Origin of the sequence: Kitasatospora sp. NPDC028055, assembly GCF_040637885.1 — a bacterium.
Taxonomy (GTDB): domain Bacteria; phylum Actinomycetota; class Actinomycetes; order Streptomycetales; family Streptomycetaceae; genus Kitasatospora.
On sequence record NZ_JBEZXE010000018.1, the window covers coordinates 38,429 to 58,511 of the forward strand.

19 protein-coding genes and 1 pseudogene are annotated in these 20,083 nt (G+C 76.4%); 7 read left to right on the forward strand and 13 right to left on the reverse strand.

What is annotated here, in order from left to right:
* The first annotated feature begins 15 nt into the window (after nucleotides 1-15).
* The 4 genes from AB0F71_RS19660 to AB0F71_RS19675 are packed head-to-tail and all read left to right on the forward strand — an operon-like array spanning nucleotide 16 to nucleotide 3,637.
* Nucleotides 16-870: an S-methyl-5'-thioadenosine phosphorylase gene (locus AB0F71_RS19660; RefSeq protein WP_360235720.1), complete on the forward strand. Its 855-nt coding sequence runs from the start codon at nucleotides 16-18 to the stop codon at nucleotides 868-870.
* Nucleotides 863-2,245: a glycosyltransferase 87 family protein gene (locus AB0F71_RS19665; RefSeq protein WP_360235723.1), complete on the forward strand. Its 1,383-nt coding sequence runs from the start codon at nucleotides 863-865 to the stop codon at nucleotides 2,243-2,245. Before AB0F71_RS19660 ends, AB0F71_RS19665 begins: the two co-directional genes overlap by 8 nt.
* 53 nt (nucleotides 2,246-2,298) lie before the next feature.
* Nucleotides 2,299-3,012 carry a molybdopterin-dependent oxidoreductase gene (locus tag AB0F71_RS19670; protein ID WP_360235726.1) on the forward strand — a complete coding sequence of 238 codons (714 nt, stop codon included), beginning with the start codon at nucleotides 2,299-2,301 and terminating at the stop codon, nucleotides 3,010-3,012.
* Nucleotides 2,996-3,637, forward strand: a complete 642-nt coding sequence (locus AB0F71_RS19675; RefSeq protein ID WP_360235729.1) for a cytochrome b/b6 domain-containing protein — start codon at nucleotides 2,996-2,998, stop codon at nucleotides 3,635-3,637. Before AB0F71_RS19670 ends, AB0F71_RS19675 begins: the two co-directional genes overlap by 17 nt.
* 31 nt (nucleotides 3,638-3,668) lie before the next feature.
* On the opposite strand, the gene AB0F71_RS19680 is transcribed toward AB0F71_RS19675, so the two are convergent.
* The 4 genes and pseudogenes from AB0F71_RS19680 to AB0F71_RS19695 form a co-directional block, all read right to left on the reverse strand.
* A complete protein-coding gene (locus tag AB0F71_RS19680; RefSeq protein WP_360235732.1) occupies nucleotides 3,669-4,850 on the reverse strand; it encodes a thioesterase domain-containing protein in 1,182 nt (393 codons plus the stop codon).
* A 113-nt stretch (nucleotides 4,851-4,963) separates the two neighbouring features.
* Nucleotides 4,964-5,617 (reverse strand): class I SAM-dependent methyltransferase, encoded by a 654-nt coding sequence (locus tag AB0F71_RS19685; protein ID WP_360235735.1) that lies wholly within the window; start codon nucleotides 5,615-5,617, stop codon nucleotides 4,964-4,966.
* Entirely contained in the window at nucleotides 5,614-6,303 is a 690-nt protein-coding gene (locus AB0F71_RS19690; protein WP_360236005.1) for a DUF2064 domain-containing protein, read from the reverse strand. Before AB0F71_RS19690 ends, AB0F71_RS19685 begins: the two co-directional genes overlap by 4 nt.
* Nucleotides 6,277-6,954: pseudogene (locus AB0F71_RS19695) on the reverse strand (glycosyltransferase family 2 protein); the annotation flags it as partial. The pseudogene AB0F71_RS19695 and the gene AB0F71_RS19690, both read right to left, overlap by 27 nt.
* A 290-nt stretch (nucleotides 6,955-7,244) precedes the next feature.
* Between AB0F71_RS19695 and AB0F71_RS19700 the strand changes: the two are divergent.
* Nucleotides 7,245-8,003, forward strand: a complete 759-nt coding sequence (locus AB0F71_RS19700; RefSeq protein ID WP_360236008.1) for a response regulator transcription factor — start codon at nucleotides 7,245-7,247, stop codon at nucleotides 8,001-8,003.
* Nucleotides 8,000-9,148 (forward strand): HAMP domain-containing sensor histidine kinase, encoded by a 1,149-nt coding sequence (locus AB0F71_RS19705; RefSeq protein WP_360235739.1) that lies wholly within the window; start codon nucleotides 8,000-8,002, stop codon nucleotides 9,146-9,148. Before AB0F71_RS19700 ends, AB0F71_RS19705 begins: the two co-directional genes overlap by 4 nt.
* Before the next feature lie 86 nt (nucleotides 9,149-9,234).
* On the opposite strand, the gene AB0F71_RS19710 is transcribed toward AB0F71_RS19705, so the two are convergent.
* Together AB0F71_RS19710 and AB0F71_RS19715 are read right to left on the reverse strand one after the other, a co-directional pair.
* Complete coding sequence (locus AB0F71_RS19710; protein ID WP_360235742.1) at nucleotides 9,235-10,290, reverse strand: NAD-dependent epimerase/dehydratase family protein; 1,056 nt, start codon at nucleotides 10,288-10,290, stop codon at nucleotides 9,235-9,237.
* Nucleotides 10,291-10,716: 426 nt separating this feature from the next.
* Nucleotides 10,717-11,235, reverse strand: coding sequence for a GNAT family N-acetyltransferase (locus AB0F71_RS19715; RefSeq protein ID WP_360235745.1), 519 nt, complete (start codon nucleotides 11,233-11,235; stop codon nucleotides 10,717-10,719).
* Between the two features lie 51 nt (nucleotides 11,236-11,286).
* On the opposite strand from AB0F71_RS19715, the gene AB0F71_RS19720 reads away from it, so the two are divergent.
* Nucleotides 11,287-11,883: a TetR/AcrR family transcriptional regulator gene (locus AB0F71_RS19720; protein ID WP_360235748.1), complete on the forward strand. Its 597-nt coding sequence runs from the start codon at nucleotides 11,287-11,289 to the stop codon at nucleotides 11,881-11,883.
* Nucleotides 11,884-11,914: 31 nt separating this feature from the next.
* Here the strand turns inward: AB0F71_RS19720 and AB0F71_RS19725 are convergent, their stop codons facing one another.
* The 7 genes from AB0F71_RS19725 to AB0F71_RS19755 all read right to left on the reverse strand — a co-directional run bounded on the left by AB0F71_RS19725 (nucleotide 11,915) and on the right by AB0F71_RS19755 (nucleotide 19,892).
* Nucleotides 11,915-12,961 (reverse strand): hypothetical protein, encoded by a 1,047-nt coding sequence (locus tag AB0F71_RS19725; protein WP_360235751.1) that lies wholly within the window; start codon nucleotides 12,959-12,961, stop codon nucleotides 11,915-11,917.
* The gene (locus tag AB0F71_RS19730; protein WP_360235754.1) at nucleotides 12,962-14,431 is read right to left on the reverse strand and encodes a phenylacetate--CoA ligase family protein; all 1,470 of its coding nucleotides are present in this window, start codon (nucleotides 14,429-14,431) and stop codon (nucleotides 12,962-12,964) included.
* Between the two features lie 61 nt (nucleotides 14,432-14,492).
* Complete coding sequence (locus tag AB0F71_RS19735; protein ID WP_360235757.1) at nucleotides 14,493-14,687, reverse strand: hypothetical protein; 195 nt, start codon at nucleotides 14,685-14,687, stop codon at nucleotides 14,493-14,495.
* 187 nt (nucleotides 14,688-14,874) lie between these two features.
* Nucleotides 14,875-17,265, reverse strand: coding sequence for an FtsX-like permease family protein (locus AB0F71_RS19740; protein WP_360235760.1), 2,391 nt, complete (start codon nucleotides 17,263-17,265; stop codon nucleotides 14,875-14,877).
* Nucleotides 17,262-17,948, reverse strand: coding sequence for an ABC transporter ATP-binding protein (locus AB0F71_RS19745; RefSeq protein WP_360235763.1), 687 nt, complete (start codon nucleotides 17,946-17,948; stop codon nucleotides 17,262-17,264). The genes AB0F71_RS19740 and AB0F71_RS19745 overlap by 4 nt, the downstream gene beginning before the upstream one ends.
* A complete protein-coding gene (locus AB0F71_RS19750) occupies nucleotides 17,945-18,478 on the reverse strand; it encodes a PadR family transcriptional regulator (protein ID WP_360235766.1) in 534 nt (177 codons plus the stop codon). The genes AB0F71_RS19745 and AB0F71_RS19750 overlap by 4 nt, the downstream gene beginning before the upstream one ends.
* 172 nt (nucleotides 18,479-18,650) lie before the next feature.
* Nucleotides 18,651-19,892: a helix-turn-helix transcriptional regulator gene (locus AB0F71_RS19755; RefSeq protein ID WP_360235769.1), complete on the reverse strand. Its 1,242-nt coding sequence runs from the start codon at nucleotides 19,890-19,892 to the stop codon at nucleotides 18,651-18,653.
* Nucleotides 19,893-20,083: the final 191 nt, after the last annotated feature.

The window sequence follows — 20,083 nt, forward strand, 5'->3', positions numbered from 1 at the left end:
GAGAGGTTGACGAAGGTGACGGTGCATCAGGAGGGCCCCCGGGCCGAACTGGGCGTGATCGGCGGTTCGGGGTTGTACGCGCTGCTGGAGGAGGTGGCGGAGGTGCGGGTGGAGACCCCGTACGGTCCGCCGAGCGATGCGGTGTTCGTGGGGGAGGTGGCGGGGCGCCGGGTGGCGTTCCTGCCGCGGCACGGGCGGGGGCACGGGGTGCCGCCGCACCGGATCAACTACCGGGCGAACCTGTGGGCGCTGCACTCGCTGGGGGTGCGGCAGGTGCTGGGGCCGTGCGCGGTGGGCGGGCTGCGGGCGGAGTACGGGCCCGGCACGCTGCTGGTGCCGGACCAGTTCGTGGACCGGACCTCGGGCCGGGTGCAGACCTTCTACGACGGCCGGCCGTTGCCGGACGGCTCGGTGCCGGGGGTGGTGCACGTGTCGATGGCCGATCCGTACTGTCCGGCGGGACGGGCGGCAGTGCTGGGGGCGGCGCGTTCGGCGGCGTGGGAGCCGGTGGACGGCGGCACGCTCGTGGTGATCGAGGGTCCACGGTTCTCCACCCGGGCGGAGTCGCGCTGGTTCGCGGCCAACGGCTGGTCGGTGGTCGGGATGACCGGGCACCCCGAGGCCGTGCTGGCGCGTGAACTCGGCCTCTGCTACAGCTCGTTGGCGCTGGTCACCGACCACGACGCCGGGGTGGGGAGCGGCGAGGGGGTCACCCATGCCGAGGTGCTGGAGGTCTTCGCCGGGAACGTCGACCGCCTGCGCGCCGTCCTGTTCAAGGCCCTGGAAGCCCTCCCGGTCGAGCGGGAATGCCCCTGCCCGCACGCCCTGGACGGCCTGACCACCGGTCTGCCCGGTGTCCCCGGTGACTGACCGCCCGGCGCTCACCCGGACCCTGCCCTGCGCCGCCGCCCTCGCCGCCCTGGTCGCCGCCCTCGCGGGCACCGTGACCGGCGGCGGCACGCTCGCCGACCGGGCGCCGCTGCACGACTGGTACGTCCTGGACGCCGCCCTCTTCGCCCTCGCCCTGCTCCTGCTGCGGCGGGTACCGGAGCGCCGGGTGGCACCCCTCGTGCTGGTCGGGAGCGTCCTGGTCGCCGCCGTCGGGCTGCTCGCGCCGCCGCGCACCAGCGACGACGCCTACCGCTACGTGTGGGACGGGCGGGTCCAGGCCGCCGGCATCTCCCCGTACGCCCATGCCCCGGACGACCCGGCGCTGCTCCGGCTGCGCGACCCCGGCCTGTTCCCCGCCGGGGGCGACTGCACGGCCTGGGACCAGCACCGGACCGCGGCCGGGGACTGCACCCGGATCAACCGGCCCGCCGTGCACACCATCTACCCGCCGGTCGCCGAGGCCTGGTTCCTCGCCGAGCACCCCTTCGGCGGCGGGGTGCGCGGCGTGCAGGTCGGCGGCGCCCTGCTGGCGGTCGCCACCACCGCCCTGCTGCTGCGGCGTGGTCGGCGGGCGGCGCTCTGGGGCTGGTGCCCGGGTGTGACGGTGTGGGCCGTCAACGACGCCCACGTCGACACCCTCGGCGCGCTGCTCATGGTGGCCGGGCTCGGCTGCGCCGCCCGCCGCCGGGCCGGGCCCGCCGGCGCCCTGCTCGGAGCGGCGGTGGCGACCAAGCTGCTGCCCGCCCTCGCCCTGCCCGGGGCGTTCTCGGGCCTGCTCGCCCGGCGGCCCGCCAAGCGCGACCTGGTGCTGCTCGCGGCGGCCCTCGGCACCTTCGCCGTGGTCTACCTCCCGTACGTCGCGGCCTCCGGCGTCGGCGTCCTGGGCTACCTGCCCGGCTACCTGCGGGAGGAGGGCTACGAGCAGGGCCATCTGGAGCGCTTCGGCCTGGTGCGGGCGGTGCTGCCGGACCGCTGGGCGCCGTGGGCGGCCGCCCTGGTGCTGGCCGCGGTGGTGCTCTGGGTGCTGCGCCGCGGCGACCCGGACCGCCCCTGGCGGGGCGCGCTGCTGGTGACCGGGACGGCCCTGCTGCTGGTCGCGCCCAGCTACCCCTGGTACGGGCTGCTGGTGGTGGCCCTGGTCGGGCTGGACGGGCGGTGGGAGTGGCTGGCCGTCCCCGCCGCCGGGCAGGTGCTCTACCTGGTGGGCGGCGAGGACGCCCAACGCACCGCGTACGGTGCCGCGCTGGCCTGCGTACTGGCCGTCCCGGCGCTGCGTGCACTGGCCGGGGTGTTGGGGCCCGTCCTGGGATCGCGACCGGTGCGCGAGGGCGGGCCGGAGATGACGAAAGTCTGACGGGACGCCCCCGCCACTGGCCCCGGACCGGTCCGACCTGGTCGAATCCTCCCGTGGACAGTACAGACGAAGACGGCCGGGGCACCCCGGTCGGGCGCCGGGTGGTGCTCGGCCTGCTCGGCCTCGGCGCACTCGGCGTGGCCGCCGGGCCGTTCCTCCAGCGGGTGGAGTCCGGGCTGGCGGAGCGCGACCCGAGCGGCCTGTCCGGGCTGCTGCCCGGCAACAACGGCTTCCGCTACTACTCGGTGGTGACCTCCGTCCCCGAGCGGACCGCCGCCGACTACACCCTCACCGTGGGCGGCCTGGTCGAGCGCCCCGCCACCCACCGGCTCGCCGACCTCCAGGCCATGCCGCAGCGGCGGCTGGTCAAGGACGTCCAGTGCGTCACCGGCTGGCGGGTGCCGGACACCCCGTTCGAGGGCGTGCCGCTGGCCCACCTGCTGGACGCCGCCGGGGTGCGGCCGGGCGCGAAGGCGGTGCGCTTCGACTGCTTCGACGGCGCGTACAGCGAGAGCCTCACCCTCGAACAGGCCCGGCGCGACGACGTGCTGGTCGCGCTGCGCCTCCAGGACAAGCCGATCAGCCACGACCACGGCGGGCCGGTGCGGCTGTACGTCGCGCCGATGTACTTCTACAAGTCCGCGAAATGGCTCTCCGGGATCACCGTCACGGACTCCGTCCAGCCGGGGTACTGGGAGGGCAACGGATATGACGTCGACGCCTGGGTCGGCCGGTCGAACGGGCGGGACGATGCACCGACGAGCTGAACTGGTCCTGCGCTTCACCCGGGCCGAGCGCTGGGTGCACCGCACCACCGCCGCGCTGATGGGCGTCTGCCTGGCCACGGCCGCCTGCCTCTACCTGGGGCCGCTGGCCGTGCTGGTCGGCAACCGGCCGCTGGTGGTCACCGTGCACGTCTGGTGCGGCCTGGCCCTGCCGGTGCCGCTGCTGCTCGGGCTCGCCTCCCGGGCGCTGCGCGCCGACTTCTCCCGGCTGAGCCGCTTCACCCCGGCGGACCGGCAGTGGCTGCGCGCCCTCCGGGCCCGGGCCGGACACCGCCCGGCGGGCAAGTTCAACGCCGGGCAGAAGCTGTACGCCCAGTGGACGCTCGGCTCGATGCTGGTGATCGTCGGCACCGGCCTGCTGATGTGGCTCACCCACCTCGCCCCGCCGGCCTGGCGCGTCGGCGCCACCTTCGTGCACGACTGGCTGGCCGCCGCCATCGCCGTGGTGATCGCCGGGCACGTCCGGATGGCCTGGCGGGACCGCGAAGCACGCCTCGGGATGCGCACCGGCCTGGTCGAGCGCGCCTGGGCCGAGCGTGAGCACCCGCAGTGGCGGCCCGCCCCGTCGGAGCCGGTGCGGACCGCTGCCGGGGACCCGTGGGAGTAGCCCACCTCACCTCAGCCCACCTCACCTCACCTCACCGCCCCGCCGCAGGCCGCCCCGGTCGCGGCAGGGGCAGCAGCAGCCCCCAGACGTCGCGTTCGGCCGTGGCCGACCAGACCATGTCCCCGTGGCCGTAATCCGGCACCACCCGGTAGTCGACCTTGGCGCCGCTCCGGGCGATCAGCCGGGCGCCGAGGTCGTGGTCCCCGCGGCCGAACTCGGCGTTCAGCCAGACCACTTCGGCCCGGATCGCCGCCCGGTCGAGCAGGTCGGGGCCGGCCCGGCCGGCCCAGAGCGCCGCCAGGTCGCGCAGCAGCGCGGTCGGCTGGAGTCCACTGCCGAGCCGGGCGACCGCCTGCTGCCAGACCGGGAGCGGGGAGTGGGCCAGGGTGAAGCGGTCCTCGGCGGGGGCCGCGCCGAAGGTGTAGCTGCCGGTGCTGTGGCCGCGGTGGTGGATCCAGTTGGTCGGGCCGGGCAGGTCCCGGGTGCGGATCAGCGCGTAGTGCAGCAGCCCGAGGTTGCTGAACGGCGCCGCGCCGTCCACCGGCCGGGAAAGTCCGCTCGGGGCGTCCGGGGCGGTGGCCGCGCGGGCGAACAGGCCCTTGAGCCCGGGGTCGACGGTCCATTCGCCCGCCGCCAGCCGCTGTTCGAGCAGGTCGTGCAACTCCTCGGCGCGGGACAGCAGTTCCGGATCCCGCTGCGGGTCGTACGGGCCGGTGGTGTCGAGCACCAGCACCCGCCGCGGGCCCTCGCCGCCGATCCGGGCGGCGGTGGCCAGGGCGAGCGCGGCCCCGGCCGAGTGGCCGAGCAGCTCGTACGGCAGGCCGGTGACGGAGCCGGCGGCGACGACGACCCGCTCGAGGTCCGCCCGCTGCCCGTCCAGGCCCCAGTCGGCGCACCGCGGGCCGATCCGGTCGGGGGTCAGCGCGTCCTCGCGCGGGGTGGTGCCGAGCACCAGGCAGCCGTGGTCGGCGAGGAAGCGGGCCAGGCTGCGGCCCTGGGCGGTGCAGTAGTTGGCGGCGACGTTGAGGCCGCCGCCCGGTAGCAGGTGGACGACCCGGTCCGCCGTGCGCGGGTCGCCGAGGACGTCGACGGTGAGTTGGTCCCCGGGCCCGACCGGGACGGTGAGCCGGTGGTGGTCGCGGTCGACCCGTGCGACCGCCGTGCCACCGCACCCGAGTGCCGCCGCCAGCTTCCCGACGATGTCGCTGCCCACCGCTGCCCCCTCCTGTGCCCAGCCGCCCAGCCGCCCGGTACGCCCGCGGTGCGCACCAGTGTGACGCATCCTCCGGACGGGCCCGAGGGCCGGCCGCCCCTTGCCCGGGCGGCTCAGCTCTTGCGCAGGGCGAGGAAGCGGCGGCCGTGCGAGGTCCAGCGCTCCGCCTCCGTCAGGCCCGCGGCCCGGGAGCGCCGCAGGGTGGCGGCCGTGCCGAGCCGGGCCCAGGGGAAGGCCGGGCCGAGCTGCCCGTCCGGCCCCTCCACCCGGACCACGGCCCGCTCGTCCACCTCCTCCGGCTCCACCTCCACCAGCAACAGCCCGTCCGGGGCGAGGAGTTCGGCGCTCCGGCGGAGCAGTGCGTCCGGGTCGCCGCCGATGCCCAGGTTGCCGTCGGCGAGCAGGGCGGCGCCCCAGCGGCCCTCGGCGGGCAGCCGGTCGAACACCGAGCGGCAGAGCGCCGCGCCGCCGAGGCCCACCGTGCGGGCCACCGCCGCCCTGGTCACGTCCACACCGAGCGCGGGCACCCCGAGGGCGAGCAGCTCCGCGACCAGGCGGCCGGGGCCGCAGCCGAGGTCCAGGACGGGCGCGGCGAGCCGGGCACAGCGCCGCAGCAGGCTGTGGTCGGCGCCGGCCGCCGGGGCGCACCAGCGCTCGATGTCCAGGTGCAGCCGCCGGCCGTCCTCGCGGCGCAGCCAGAGCGGGCCGAAACCGGTGCGGACGGCCTCGGCGAAGGGGTCGTCCACCCAGGGCGCGGCGAGGCTCAACCCGCCACCTCCGGAACGGAGTCGAGGGCGCGCAGCCGGGCGGCGAAGCGGCTGCGCGGGGCCTGCGCGGCGACCAGCCGGGCGTCCTCGACGGTGTCCACGTCGGTCAGCCCGGGCAGCCGGTGGACGGTCAGGCGGGCCTGCGCCAGGCGGTGCAGCAGAGCCGCGCCGGTGCCGGGGGTGGACATCGGCACGCCGTGCAGCAGCCGGGCCGCCAGCCGCTCGCTCGGCCGGGCCAGGCCCAGCGCCCAGAACCCGCCGTCGGCCGCCGGGCCGAACCAGGCGTCCACGCCCGGCCGCCGGGCGGCGGACAGCGGCTCGGCCAGTGCGGCCGGGTCCAGCTGCGGGGTGTCCATGCCGACCAGCAGCGCCGGGGCGTCCGGGGCCAGCCGGGCGGCGTGGGCGAAGGCGGCGGCCAGCCGGCGGTCCAGGCCGCCGGTGCACTGGGGGACGACCTCCCAGCCCGGCGGCAGCCAGCCGCCCGGCTCGCCGTCCAGGACCAGCAGCCGCCGGCCGGCGGGCATCGCGGTCAGGGCGTCCAGGGTGTCGGTCAGGGCCGCCTCGGCCAGCGCCGCGGCCTGCGCGGGGGTGCAGGGCGGGGTGAGCCGGGTCTTCACCCGGCCGGGCACCGGCGCCTTGGCGATCACCAGCAGGGTCGGCGGCGGCGCGGCCAGGACCGCGCGCATGTCGCGGACGGCCTGCCGGGTGCCGCGCAGGGTGCCGGTCACCTTGGAGCGGCCCGCGCGCGGCAGGTAGTCGACCGGGGTCTCGGCGATCCGCAGCCCGGCGGCCGAGGCCGCGAGGACCATCTCCAGCGGGTAGCCGGAGCGCCGGTCGCCGAGCCCGAGGGCCAGCAGCCGCTCGCGGCGGGCTGCCCGCATCGGGCCGAGGTCGTGCAGCGGGGCGCCGGTCCGCGCCCGCAGCCGCCGGGCCAGCACGGCGTTGGCGAGCCGGGCGTGCACCGGCCAGGCGCCGGCGGTGGCCGGTCGGCGGCGGCCGAGGACCAGGTCGGCCGTGCCGGCCAGCACCGGTCCGGTGACCCGGGGGAGTTGGGCGGGGTCGAGCGAGCCGTCGCAGTCCATGAAGCAGACCAACTCGGCGGTGGCGGCGCGCAGCCCGGCGTGGCAGGCGGCGCCGAAGCCGCGCCGGGGCTCCTCGACCACGGTCGCGCCGAGGGAGCGGGCCAGGTCGGCGGAACCGTCGCGCGAACCGTTGTCCACCACGACGGCCCGCCAGCCGGCCGGGATGCGTCCGAGCACCCAGGGCAGGGCGGCGGCCTCGTCCAGACAGGGCAGCACGACGTCGACGACCGGGGCAAGGGGGAGGGGAGGAGTCACGCCGGTCACGCTAACCGCGCCCGGCGCCGTCGGAGCCGAGCCGCGCCCTTACGGAAGTACGACGTCGGGGCGGTGCGCCCCGTTCGGGGGACGGCCGGGGCGCCGCCGCGCCGGGCGGGGGATCTTACGGAACTCGGACGTGTCGTCCGGGTGGCCGCCGGTGGCCGCCGTCGGCTCGTATCCTCGGCGAGGTGAACGAGAGCCCCACCGCCGCCGCACCGGCGCCCGCCGCCGACCCGGAGCCCGCCGTTGGTCCGGCGCCCGCCGCCGGCCCGGCCCGGCCCGGCCGCATCCTGGTGGTCGACGACGACCCCACGGTGGCCGAGGTCGTCGCCGGCTACCTGACCCGCGCGGGCCACCACGTCGACCGCGCAGCCGACGGCCCCCAGGGCCTCGCCCTGGCCCGCACCGCCCCCCGGCCGGACCTGGTGGTCCTGGACCTCATGCTGCCGGGCATCGACGGCCTGGAGATCCTCCGCCGGCTGCGCACCGACCCGGACGGCGCCGAACTGCCGGTCGTGCTGCTCACCGCCAAGGGCGACGAGACCGACCGGATCCTCGGGCTCGAACTCGGCGCGGACGACTACGTCACCAAGCCGTTCAGCCCGCGCGAACTGGTGCTGCGGGTCCAGTCGGTGCTGCGCCGCTCCCGCGCGGGCGCGGCGGGGGCGGCGGGGGCGTCGGCCGGGCCGGCCGGGCCGGGCGGCGGGCGGCTGGTCTCGGGCGACATCGCGCTCGACCCGCAGGCCCGCCGGGCGTACCGGGGCGGACGCGAACTGGCCCTGACCCTGCGGGAGTTCGACCTGCTGGCGTTCCTGCTCCGACACCCGCACACGGTGTTCTCCCGGCAGGAGCTGATGGAGCGGGTGTGGGGCTGGGACTTCGGCGACCTCTCCACGGTGACCGTCCATGTGCGCCGGGTGCGCGAGAAGATCGAGGACGACCCGGCCGCGCCGAGGCTGGTCTCCACGGTGTGGGGCGTCGGCTACCGCTACGACCCGGCACCGGCCGAGGGCGCGCCCACCGGCGGGAAGGGCGGCCCGGCGTGAAGGACCTGCTGCTGATCGCGCTGTTCGCCGCGCTCGGCGCGGGCGGGGCGGGCCTGCTCGGCTGGGCGGCCGTCCGGCTGCTGCGCCGCCGCTCGCTCGCGCTGTCGCTGTTCAGCGTCGCCGCCGTGACCGTGCTCGCGGTCACCTCCGGGACCTTCGCGGTGGCCCAGGCGATGTTCCTGTCCCGGCACGACCTCGGGGTGGTGATCACGGTGCTGGCGATGGCCGCCGTGGTCTCGCTGGCCACCGCCGCGCTGCTCGGCCGTCAGGTGGTGGCCGGGAGCCGGGCGTTGACCGTGGCCGCCCGGACGGTCGGCAGCGATGTCGGGTTCGCCGCGCCCGAGCGCCCGCTCGGCCTGGAACTGGCCCAGCTCGGCGCCGAGTTGGCGGCCACCAGTGCCAGGCTGGCCGAGTCCAGGGCGCGCTCGCAGGCCCTGGACACCTCCCGGCGGGAGCTGATCGCCTGGATCTCGCACGACCTGCGTACCCCGCTGGCGGGCCTGCGCGCCATGGCGGAGGCCCTGGAGGACGGCGTCGCCGAGCACCCCGAGGAGTACCTGCGGCGGATGCGGACCGAGGTCGAACGGCTCACCGGGATGGTCGACGACCTCTTCGAGCTCTCCCGGATCCAGGCGGGCGCGCTGGCCCTGTCGGTGTCCCGGGTGTCCGTGTACGACCTGGTCGACGAGGCGCTCGCCGGGGCCCATCCGCTGGCCCGGCAGCGCGGGGTCCGGCTGGAGGGCGGGCAGGTCGCCGCCGAGCCCGTCGAGGTGGACTCCGGGGAGATCACCCGGGTGCTGGGCAACCTGCTGGTCAACGCGATCCGCTCGACCCCGGAGGACGGCGTGGTCGCGGTCTCCGCCCGTCGGGAGGCGGACGAGGTGGTGCTCGCCGTCACCGACGGCTGCGGCGGTATCCCGGAGCCGGACCTGCCCCGGGTGTTCGAGACGGGCTGGCGCGGCAGCGCCGCCCGCACCCCGCCGCCGGCCGGGCCGGACGGCGCCCGGGAGCGGGGCCAGGGCGGGGCCGGGCTCGGGCTGGCCATCGTCCGGGGCATCGTGGAGGCCCACGCCGGGCAGGCCCGGGTCCGCAACGTCGCCGGGGGCTGCTGCTTCGAGATCGTCCTGCCGGCCGCCCGGGGCTGAGCGCCGCCGGGCGGGCGGTCATCCTGGGCGGCTCACTCTGGGCGGCCCCCTCGCCCGCGCTCGCCCGGAATCCCGCCCGGAGGCGCTCAGGCGCGCTGCGCCGCCGCCGCGAACTCCACCATGCCGTCGGCGAAGCCCACCCGGGCCCGCCAGCCCAGCTCGGCGCGCAGCCGCGCCGAGTCCGCGGTGATGTGCCGGACGTCGCCGAGCCGGTACTGCCCGGTCACCACCGGCGCCGGCCCGCCGTGGGCGGCGGCCAGGGCCCCGGCCATCTCGCCGACCGTCCGGACCTCGCCGCTGCCCGTGTTGTACGCCCGCACGCTGCCCGGGGCCCGGTCGCCGACCGCCGTGAGCGCGGCCAGGTTGGCCGCCGCGACGTCCCGGACGTGGACGAAGTCCCGGCGCTGCCCGCCGTCCTCGAACACCCGGGGCGCCTCGCCCCGGGCCAGCGCCGAGCGGAACAGCGAGGCCACCCCCGCGTACGGGGTGTCGCGCGGCATCCCCGGGCCGTACACGTTGTGGTAGCGCAGCGTCAGGAGCCGGCCGCCGCAGGCGCGGGCCCAGGCGCCGGCCAGGTGTTCCTGGGCGAGCTTGGTGGCGGCGTAGACGTTGCGCGGGTCGGCCGGGGCGTCCTCGGCGACCAGGCCGGGGCGCAGGCCGGCGCCGCACTCGGGGCAGGGCGGCTCGAAGCGTCCGGCGTCCAGCTCGCCGGGGTGCCGGGGGCCGGGGGAGACCTCGCCGTGTTCGGGGCAGTGGTAGCGGCCCTCGCCGTAGACCACCATCGACCCGCCGAGGACGAGGCTGCGCACCCCCGCCCGGGCCATGGCGGCGAGCAGGACGGCGGTGCCCAGGTCGTTGCAGCCCGCGTAGGCGGGCGCGTCGTCGAGGTCCAGGCCGAGCCCGACCATGGCGGCCTGGTGGCAGACCGCGTCCACCCCGGCCAGCGCGGCCTCGACCGCCTCGGCGTCCCGGACGTCCCCGTGCCGGAAGTCGACGCCGTCCGGCAGCGGGGGCACCGCCCCGGTGGGGTGGACGGCGGGCAACAGTGCGTCCAGCACGCGGACTTGGTGGCCCGCTGCCGTGAGGGCACGTACCACGGCCGAACCGATGAACCCGGCGCCGCCGGTGACCAGAATCCTCATGACCGGGGACGCTACCGCCCTCGACCCCGGCGGAGGGCCGATCCGGGGGCCGTGTCACGCTTCGGTAAGGAACCGCGCGTCGGTAAGGAACCGCGCGCAGGCGCCGGGTCGGGCCGACCCGGTTGACGGCGAGGTAGCGCTGGGTAGAGATGACATGTACGCTGCGTGTCGCCGGATGAACAGTCGACGGGCCCGGCCGCTGCTCCGTGGGGGGAGTCACGCCCAGGCCCGGTCGCCGGTCGGGGCTCGGTCGCACTCGTGGGGGAGTTGCGGCCGGGCCCGTATCCGGATGTCAGTACTGTGCCCGCCGGCTCGCCCCGCCAGACCTGACAACCGTCCAGCGGGAGACCGGTTCCAGGCGCATCCGTCCAGAACGGCCGCTCGGCGGACCGGAGTTGAACGGGCATCGCGCGCCGGTTCGGGCGGTCAGAGGCGCAGCTCCATCCGCTGCTCCACGGTGTCCAGGCCGAACTTGCGGGCCGGGCGGGAGAGGGCCAGTTCGAACCCGGCCGTCGCGTACAGGTGGTGGGCGGCGTCGAGGCCGGCGATCGTCCAGAGCAGGACGCCGTCGTACCGGCGGTCGCGGGCCTCGGTCAGGGCGAGTTCCAGCATCCGGCGGCCCAGGCCCCGGCCGCGGGCCACCGGGTCGAGGACCACCCAGCGCAGCTGGCCCCAGCCGGGGCGCTCCTCGGCCCGGACCAGCCCGACGGCGCCGACGACCCGGCCGTCCAGCTCGGCGACCCACAGGCGCCCGGGCGCCGCGGAGCCCTCGACGGCGCTGGCCAGCACCAACTCGGCCATGCCGGCGGCGACATAGGCCTCCATGGTGGCGTCCATGCCGTACTCGCGGGTGTACAGGACGCCGTGCAGGGCCGCGACGGCGCCCAGGTCCCCGGGCCGGTCGGCCTCGCGGACGGTTGCGGTTCCGGGTGCGGTGGTGGCCATGGCTCCATCCCCTTCCACTGAAACACTCGTTTCAGTGGAACGATAGACCACGTGTCCACCCCAGCCACCGCACCCAGCCACCCCGCGCCGCGCCGCCCGTCGATGCGCCGCCCGTCGCCGCGCCGCGAGGACCTGCTCGCCGCGACCGTCCGCTACGTGGCCGAGCACAACGTGTCCGACCTCTCGCTGCGCCCGCTCGCGGCCGAGATCGGCACCAGCCCGCGCGTGCTGCTCTACCTCTTCGGATCGAAGGAGGAACTGGTCCGGGCGGTGCTGGCGGTCGGCCGGGCCGAGCAACTCGCGCTGCTGGAACGCTCGGAGGAGGAGGGCGGCAGTGCCCGGGAGACCCTCGAACGGCTCTGGGCCTGGCTGGCGGACCCCGCGCGCCGGGGCGCGCTGCGGCTGTTCTTCGAGGGGTACGTCCGCGCCTTCGGGCAGGTCGAACCCTGGCGGGACTTCGGCACCGCCTCGCTGGCCGAATGGCTCCCGCCGCTGGCCCGGGTGCTCGACGGCACCCGGGCCAACCCCACCGTGGTGCTCGCCGTGCTGCGCGGGCTGCTGCTGGACCTGCTGGCCGGTGAGGGCGAGGCCCACGCGGCACGGGTGCAGGCCGCCTGGCGGGACGTCCTGGACGCCACCCTCGGCTGAGGCCGGACGGCTGCGGCCGTGGCCGGGGCGCTCAGACCATCCGGGCCGTGGTCGGGGTGGTGTCCGCCCCCTGGCGGCGGGCGTCGCGCCGGGCCAGCCCCGGGGTCGGGCCGGTGCCCAGGACCCGGCCGGCGCCGAGGGCCAGCCAGCTGCCCGGCGGCGTGCCCTCGGGCACGGGCGCGGCCAGCGCGGCCGCGAGTTCGATGCCGGACGGCGCCGGTGCCGGGCCGGGCCGGCCCTCGCGCCACCGGGCGGTGCTGCGCTCGCCGCCCGAACGCCGCCGCCAGTACAGGTGCTGGGCGACGATCAGCGGCCCCAGCGCGGTCAGCAGCGGGAAGCCGCCGGACAGCACGCCGAGGGCGAAGCAGGTGCTGACGGCGCTGGTCACCAGGACGCCCGCGAGCGCGGCGGACCAGGCCGCCGCCCGGCCGTACGCCTTCGCCGCGACCAGCGGGAACAGGACCAGCAGCAGCAGGTCACCGAGGCCGACCGCGACCGGCCGGTCCCCGCCGGTGAGGGCCAGCACCGGCGCGAACGGGCGGTCCTGGACCTGGGTGAAGAAGCGCGCCGTGGTGTCGGTGAGTGTGGTGGCGGCCAGGTCGTACCCGGTGAGCGCGGCGGCCAGCGCCGCGGTGTGCCCGGCCCGCAGCCCGCTCTGCGTCCACAGGTTGGCGACCCCGACCACCGCGACGGCGATCAGCAGGCCGCTGCCCGCCCGGGCGCCGCCCGGGTGGCCGGTCAGGGCGGCCAGCGCGGTCGCGGCGGTGCCGGCCAGGGCGGCGCCCCAGGACCACGGCGTGGCCCGCAGCCCGGCGGCGGTGAGCAGCGGGGCGAGGGTGAACTGCACGGCCAGGCACAGCACCAGGCCGAACACGGCGGAGACGGCCGCCCCGGGCAGCGCGGCGTACAGCAGCGGCGCGACGACCACGCCCGCGCACAGCACGGCGACGTCGCCCCCGGTGTACACCCCGACCGGTGGCCGGGGCATCCGGACCCGGGCCAGGTAGCGGGCCGCGACGGCGATCTCGACGGCTACGGCGGCGCTCAGCGCGGTGAGCGTGAGGGGGCTGACGCTCATTCAACGCCTCCTGGGGTCGGTGGCGCCCGGTGCCTCGAAGCTGTGCTCGCGCAGGTCGGCGCGGACGGGCGCGGTCGGCGGCATGGTGGCCCGGTCCTCGTGCGGCACGATGGCGGACAGCCGCAGGCCGGCCGCCGCCGCCCGCACCTCCAGCCGCCCGAGCAGGGCGGTCGCGGGCAACCGGGGGACCAGCAGGTGCAGTCGCGCCGGGCCCGCCGGGCCTTCGGGCCCCTCGGTGAGCGCGTACCGGGCGGGCAGCGGGACTTCGGGCTCGGCCTCCACCAGGTCGAGCACCTCGCGGGTGGTGACGGCCGTGCTCAGCGGGCCGGACCAGCGGCCGAGGATCCCGGAGGTGGCCGGCAGATGGGCGAGTTCGCAGTCCGGCGGCTCGTCCGGGAGCCGGACCAGGTCCCCGGTGGCGTACCGCAGCAGCAGGGTGCACTCGCGGTAGGGCACGTACGGGGTGTGCACCACGATGCCGATCCCGCCCGGGGCGGTCGGCTCCCCGCTGACCGGGTCGAGCACCTCCAGGTGCCCGAACTCGGTGGTGTGGTGCAGATGGCCCTCGGTGCAGGGGCTCGCGCCCGAGGGCAGGATCTCGGTCATCAGGTACGCCGAGTCCACGGCCGCGCCGAACACCGCCTCGGCCCGGCGGCGCAGCGGCGCGGACAGCACCTCGCCGCCGACGCTGACCGACTCCAGCCCGAAGTCGCCGCGCTGCCACTTCTGTTGCTCGGCCTCCTGGACCAACGCGGCCAGGTAGGAGGCGGAGGTGGTCAGGTGGGTGATCTGCGGGGCCCGGCCGGGCAGGCCGAGCGGGGCGGCCAGCCGGTCCAGCGCCAACGCCGGGTCGACGGTGCCGAACTGGACGAAGCCGGCGCCGGCGCGGGTGGTCGACTCCTCGGCGTAGACCAGCGGCAGGGTGGCGCGCGAGCAGCCCGCGTAGGCGACGGTGTGGCGCGGCCGCAGGCCGAGGCCGAGCACGGCGGAGATGGTGCTGAACGCGATGGCAGTCTCGATCTCGGCCCGGGAGAACCACACCGCGGTCGGGGTGCCGCTGGTGCCGGTGGTGAGCGCCATCAGGGCGGGTGTGGCGGCGGCGGAGACGAAGGCGGCGGGCAGCGCTCTCAGCGCCTGCTTGGGGGTGACCGGCACGCGTGACCAGTCCTCCGGCTCCAACTTCGCCGGATCGAGGTCGAGTTCGGCGAACAGTCGGCGGTAGTAGGCGGTGTGCCGGACGGCGGTGCGGGCGGTGGCGCGCAGGCTGCGCCGGGTCACCTCGCGGCGCAGCTGGGGGTCGACCTGCCCGGCCCGGCCGGGCAGCAGCGCCGAGTCCTCGCCGGGCTCGCCGAACTCGGCGATGGTGTCGACCAGGTCACGGGCGAGCCGCTCCAGGTCGCCGGGGCGGATCCGGCGGTTCGTCAGAATCGCTGCGCCGTAGCGCAGTTGGCTCATGGCGGTCGCAAACAAGCGGGCTCCCCGGGCCAGGGTCGGAGGGTGGACCACCCGGCCCTGGCCGGGGTCGGCCGGATCAGGCCATGTGCAGGAACATCGCCGCGGTGAGGGTGCTGTAGGCGTACTTGAGGTAGTGCTTGACCATGGTCGGTTCCTCCTCCGTGCGGGCGCGCGGCCGCAGGGGTCGCGCGCTGCGGTGTCGCCCGCGGCCGAGAAGTGGTCGGCGGGCAGCGGCAGTGTAGGCACGGGGCGGGGCTTCGGAACAGCCCATGTGCATGCGTAATTCTCCGCCGATTCACCTCAGTTGTCGGCGGGCGCCGATGGCCCGGCGCCCGCCGTTGCTCAACCGCGCTCCGCCGGAGTCGAGTCGACTCGGCTGAAAGCCCAGGTCCGGGAAGCCGTAGGCGTCCCACGGCGCACCCCCCGGGTGGAGGGCGCGGCCGGACGTCACCGTGCCGCTACTCGTGCCGCAGGGCGCCGGGGCTCATCAGGCGCAGCAGCTGCGGCAGCCCGAGGACGGTGGTGAGCAGCACCGCGGCGGCCGCGATCGCCGACATGGTCAGCATCGCGCCCCAGTCCACCGCCGCCGAGACGCCCGCCGAGTACTGCAGCACCGCCCCCATCAGCAGGCCCGCGACGGCCGCCAGCGCCAGGCCCAGGGCCATCGGGACCAGCGTCTGCCACAGCACCGACAGCCCCAGGACGCGCCGACGGGTGCCGACCGCGTTCAGCACGCCGAGGACGCGGCGCTGCTCCCGGAAGCGCTCCAGCTGGCCGACCAGCAGGCTGAGCGACACCAGCAGCAGGGTGATCGTCGAGCCGGCCGTCAGCAGCCGTTTGACCGCCAGATAGGTGGGGTCGAGCGTCCGGTCGAGCGGGAACTCGGCCCGGGCCTGCGGGTCGATCGCCATCACGGCGGTGGTCAGCCGCTCCTCGGCGTCCGGCAGCCCGTCCGCGAGCGACACCAGGACGGTCGCGGGCTGCCCGCGCAGCGCTTCGGCGGGGACGGCCGCTGGGGTGAGGAGCAGCAGGCCGGCGCCGATCCGCCGGTTGGGGTCCGCGCCCTCGACGGCCGGAACGGTGGCGGTCACGGCGGGCAGCGGGAAGGCGGCCGGCTCGCCCGAGCCGCGGAAGTGGGCGGCGTGGACGACGGTGCCGGGCCGGACCGGTTCACTGCCCCGCCGCGCCGGACCCTGGACGGCGAAGGAGTCCCCGTCCTTGCAGTCGGGCAGGGTCGCGAGCTCGCGCAGTACGGGGCAGGAGGCGATCCGGACCGAGGGCAGCTCCCAGGACTTGGCCGTCGCACTCTCCAGGGAGAACCCGGTGAAGGCGGCGGCGGCCCTCACCCCGGGGCTGTGTGTCAGGCGCTCGGCGAGCTGCTCCGCCCGGGGCCCGCCGCCGGGGAAGTCCACCGACTGCCGGTACGGCCCGGCGGCGACCTGTGGCCGGGCTCCGGCCTCGTAGCGTGCGCCGATGCCGAGGAAGAGGGTCTGCAGGGCGATCGCCCCGGCGACGGCCACCACGATGCCGCTGACCGCCGCGGCGGCCGGACCGGAGCCCAACTGGAGGCGGCGGAGGGCGAGTTGCCAGGAGAGCGGGCCACCGCCGACCCGCCGGGTGACGGCCTCCACCAGCCAGGGCAGCAGGGTGCAGACACCGACCAGCATCAGCAGCACACCGGACGCCACCAGGATCGAGCCCCGGGTGTCGCCCACCGGGTCGAGGACGCCGGTGCGCGGGAGGGCGCCTGGCACGGCCTGCGCGGGCAGGGTCAGGGCGAACACCGTCACGGCCAGCCCGGCGAGCGGCAGCATCAGCCGCCAGCCGATCCGGCGCCGGGCGGGGCCGGCGCGGCGGACCGTACCGAGCGGGTCGACGGTGGCCCGGCGCATGGCCAGCAGGGTGACGCCGATGCCCAGCAGCGGCACGACCACGGCGATCGCGGCGGCGATCGCGGGCTGCGGCGCGACGTCCTCGGGGTAGAAGCTGAACCCGGCCAGCCGGATCCGGCCGATCAGCTGACGGCCGAGCAGGAACAGCGCCGCGCCCGCGACCAGGCCGAGCACCGCGCCCACGAGGGACTCCCCGGCGGCGAGCCGCGCGGTCATCCGGCGGTCCGCTCCGCCCAGCCGCAGGGCGGCGAGCCGGCGGTCGCGCCGTTCGCCGCCGAAGCGCGCGGCGGCGGCGAGGAAGACGCCGACCGGGGCCAGCATCACCGTCAGACCGACGGCGTTGAGCAGGATCAGCTTGGGATCCATCGGTTTGGGCGGCGAGAAGTGGCCGAACTCGGTGATCCGCAGGGCGCCGGTGTCGACCGAGAGGTGGTCGCCGCCGAGGACGTAGGCGGCCTGGCCGGGCCCGAGCAGGCCGGCCGACCCGATGGTGCCGACCACCGGGTGGGGGAGGCGGTCGCGCAGCAACTGGTTGGCCGGGTCCGCGAGCAGCTCGGCCAGCGCCGGGGAGACGACCATCTCACCGGGCCGGGGGTAGCCGGCCACTCCCGGCGGGAGCGCCGCCCGCGCCCCCTCGGGCTGGACGATCCGGCCGCGTACGGGCGTGCCGTGGAAGGTGGTGTCGGCGACCGCGATCAGGACGGTCCGGTCCCCGGGGGTCGGCAGGTCCTCGTCGTGGAAGGTGTCGTTCTGGATGTACAGCCGCTGGTCGCGGTGGTGCACGATGCCCGGGAAGGAGGCGGTGAACAGCAGCAGGGCCACGCCCAGCCCGACGCCCAGCGCGGTGAGCAGCAGTCGGCCCCAGCCGTCCCGCCCGCTGGTGACGGCCAGTCGGACGCCCAGGCCCAGCTGGTCCAGGAACGGCGAGCGGACCTCGGGCCCGTCGGCGGCGCTCACCGGGCGGGGGCCGGGTCGAGGGTGCGGCCGTCCCGGACGACGATCTCCCGGTCGGCGTAGGCGGCGACCCGCATGTCGTGGGTGACCAGCACGACGGCCGCGGCGGTCTCCCGGGCGGCGCGGGTCAGCAGCTTCATGACGCGCTCGCCGTTGAGGGAGTCGAGGGCGCCGGTCGGCTCGTCGGCGAACACCGCCTTGGGACCGGTGATCAGGGCGCGGGCGGCGCCCACCCGCTGGCCCTGGCCGCCGGAGACCTCGCCGGGGCGCTTGGCGGCGAGGTCCGCGACCTCCAGCCGCTCCAGCCATTCGGCGGCCCGGGCCTCGGCGGCCCTGCGGCGGAGGCCGTTGAGGCGCAGCGGCAGCGCGACGTTCTCCAGGCAGGTGAGTTCCGGGACGAGCTGGCCGAACTGGAACAGGAAGCCGAACTCGGTGCGCCGCAGCGCGCTCAACCGGCCGTCGGAGTGGGTGGTGAGGTCGCGGCCCTGGTAGCTGACGGTGCCGCGGTCGGGCCGGGTGATGCCGGCCAGGCAGTGCAGCAAGGTGGACTTCCCCGAGCCGGACGGGCCCATCACGGCGACGAGTTCACCGGCGGCGACGGTCAGGGAGGCGCCGTCGAGGGCCGGGGTCAGGCCGAAGGACTTGTGCAGGTCCCGGGCCTGGAGCAGGGGTTGGTCGGTGGTCAACGCGGCTTCTCCGTCAGGCGGGTGGTGAGGTCGTCGAGGCGGGCGGCGGTCAGCTCCAGCCAGCGCAGGTCGGCCTCCAGGTGGAACAGGGCGTGGTCGCAGATCAGTTCGTCGGTGAGGTCGCCGCCGAGTTTGCGGCGGGTCAGCTCGCGCATCGTCCGCAGGTGTTCGGCCCGCTGGACGTCCAGCACCTCGGTCGCCGAGCGACCGGTCAGGATGGCGAGCACGACCTTGTGGTAGAGCGTGCTCTGCAGGTACGGCTGCGGGTCCTCCGGGCGGGCGAGCCAGCCGGCGAGGTCGGTGACGCCCGCGTCGGTGATCGCGTACCGCTTGCGGTCCGGGCCGCCGCCGGCCTCGACGCCCTCCACCACGACCAGGCCGTTCTTCAACAGCCGGGAGAGGGTGGCGTAGACCTGGCCGTAGTGCAGGGCGCGATCGCGTCCGAAGTGGTCGTCGTAGAGCCGCTTGATGTCGTATCCGTGGCGGGGCTGGTCTTCCAGCAGTCCGAGGAGCATCTGTCCTAGTGCCATGATCGTTGACTATACACAGCAGCTATACATGGTGTGTATAGCCGGGCGTACGACCCCGCCGGGCGTGCGACCCCGCTGGGCGTGCGACCCGGCCGGGCATGCCGCCCCGCCGGACGGCCGTCGCCCTGGCGCACCGACGGCTACGGCCGCCCGCGCAGGGCGGCCGACGAGGTCACCCGCCGCGCTTGATCCACTCGCCGCGGTCCGACGGGTAGTCGAAGCCCGGGCGGTCGACGTCGGCGCTGGTACGGAAGGGCGTACCGCCGTTGTCGATGCGGACGGTGCCGTGGCGGTCGCCGCTGGACCAGTCCAGGGTGAGGTCCCAGCGGACGTCGTGCGCCTTGGTGTGGGCGGTGACGTAGAAGACCTCCGGGTCGGACCTGCTGACCTTGTACGGGAAGTCGCGCTGTCCGCCCTTGACGGTGACGACGGGACTGCCCCGGTCGAGGTCGATGTCGAAGGACTTGGTGTCGACGCCGCCGCCGCAGCCGATGCCCATCGAGTAGTCGTTCCAGGCCAGCGGCGCGCCCTTGGCGGTGACGCGCACGTGCAGTCCCAGCAGGACGACCGTGTCCGTACCGGTGCCTTGGACGGTGAGGGCGACCTCCTGCTCGCCGGCGGACACCGCGCCGTAGGCGGCGGCCCAGCGCGTCGCGTCGCGCTCGGGGGCGGGCGGGCCGACCTGGGCGGGCCCGCTGTTCACCAGGAAGTGCTGGCTGCACGGGTCGGCGTAGACGTACGGGCGGGTGTCGACGGTGAGCGGCGCGGGGCCGCTGTCGGTCGGGGTGCCGGTCGGAGTGGGGCCGGCCGCGCCGGTCGTGGCCGAGCTCCCCGTCGTCGCTGCTGTCGGCGCTGTCGTTGCCGCCGTCGCTGCTGCCGTTGCACCGGCGGCCTGCTGGTCGCCCTTCGCCTCGCCCCCGGCGCCCCAGTTCATGGGTCGCGCGACGACCAGTACGGCGGCCAACAGGGCGACGGCCGTGGCGGACACGAGCAGCGGGTGGCGGCGCCGACGCGTCGGGGCGGGCGGCTCCGGCGCCACCGAGACCACCGGCTCAGCCTCCGCCGTGGGCAGGTTCGCCTCCGCCGTGGGCAGGTCGGCCACCGCGGGCTGGTCGGCCGCAGTGCCCTCCGGCGCCCGCTGCTCGGCCCGGCGCCCCCGGACCGCGTCGGCCAGGATCCAGCTCCGGTGCAGCTCCACGACTTCCTCGGGGGTCGCCCGGCACAACCGCGCGAAGCGCTCCACCGAGGCGAACTCGTGCGGCAGTGCCGTTCCGTTGCAGTAGCGGTGCAGCGTGGAGGTGCTGGTGTGCAGCCGCTTGGCCAGCGTCCGGTAGCTCAGCCCCGAGCGCGTCTTGAGCTCGCTCAGCAGCCGCGCGAACTCCTCCGCCTCCGTAGTCCACGTCCCGTCCGACACCCGACGTCCCCCGTTCCCCGCGTCCCGCCCCCGCCGGCCCGGCCCCTTTGCGCGTTACCGCTGTTCAGGGCCGGTATCGGCATCCCACCTTACTCATCGTGCTGATGGACGTGGCAGTCGGCACGACCGGTTGCGCGAGCGCCGGTGATCCGATTTCCAGCAGGACCGGATCCGGTGGAGATCGGCCAGCC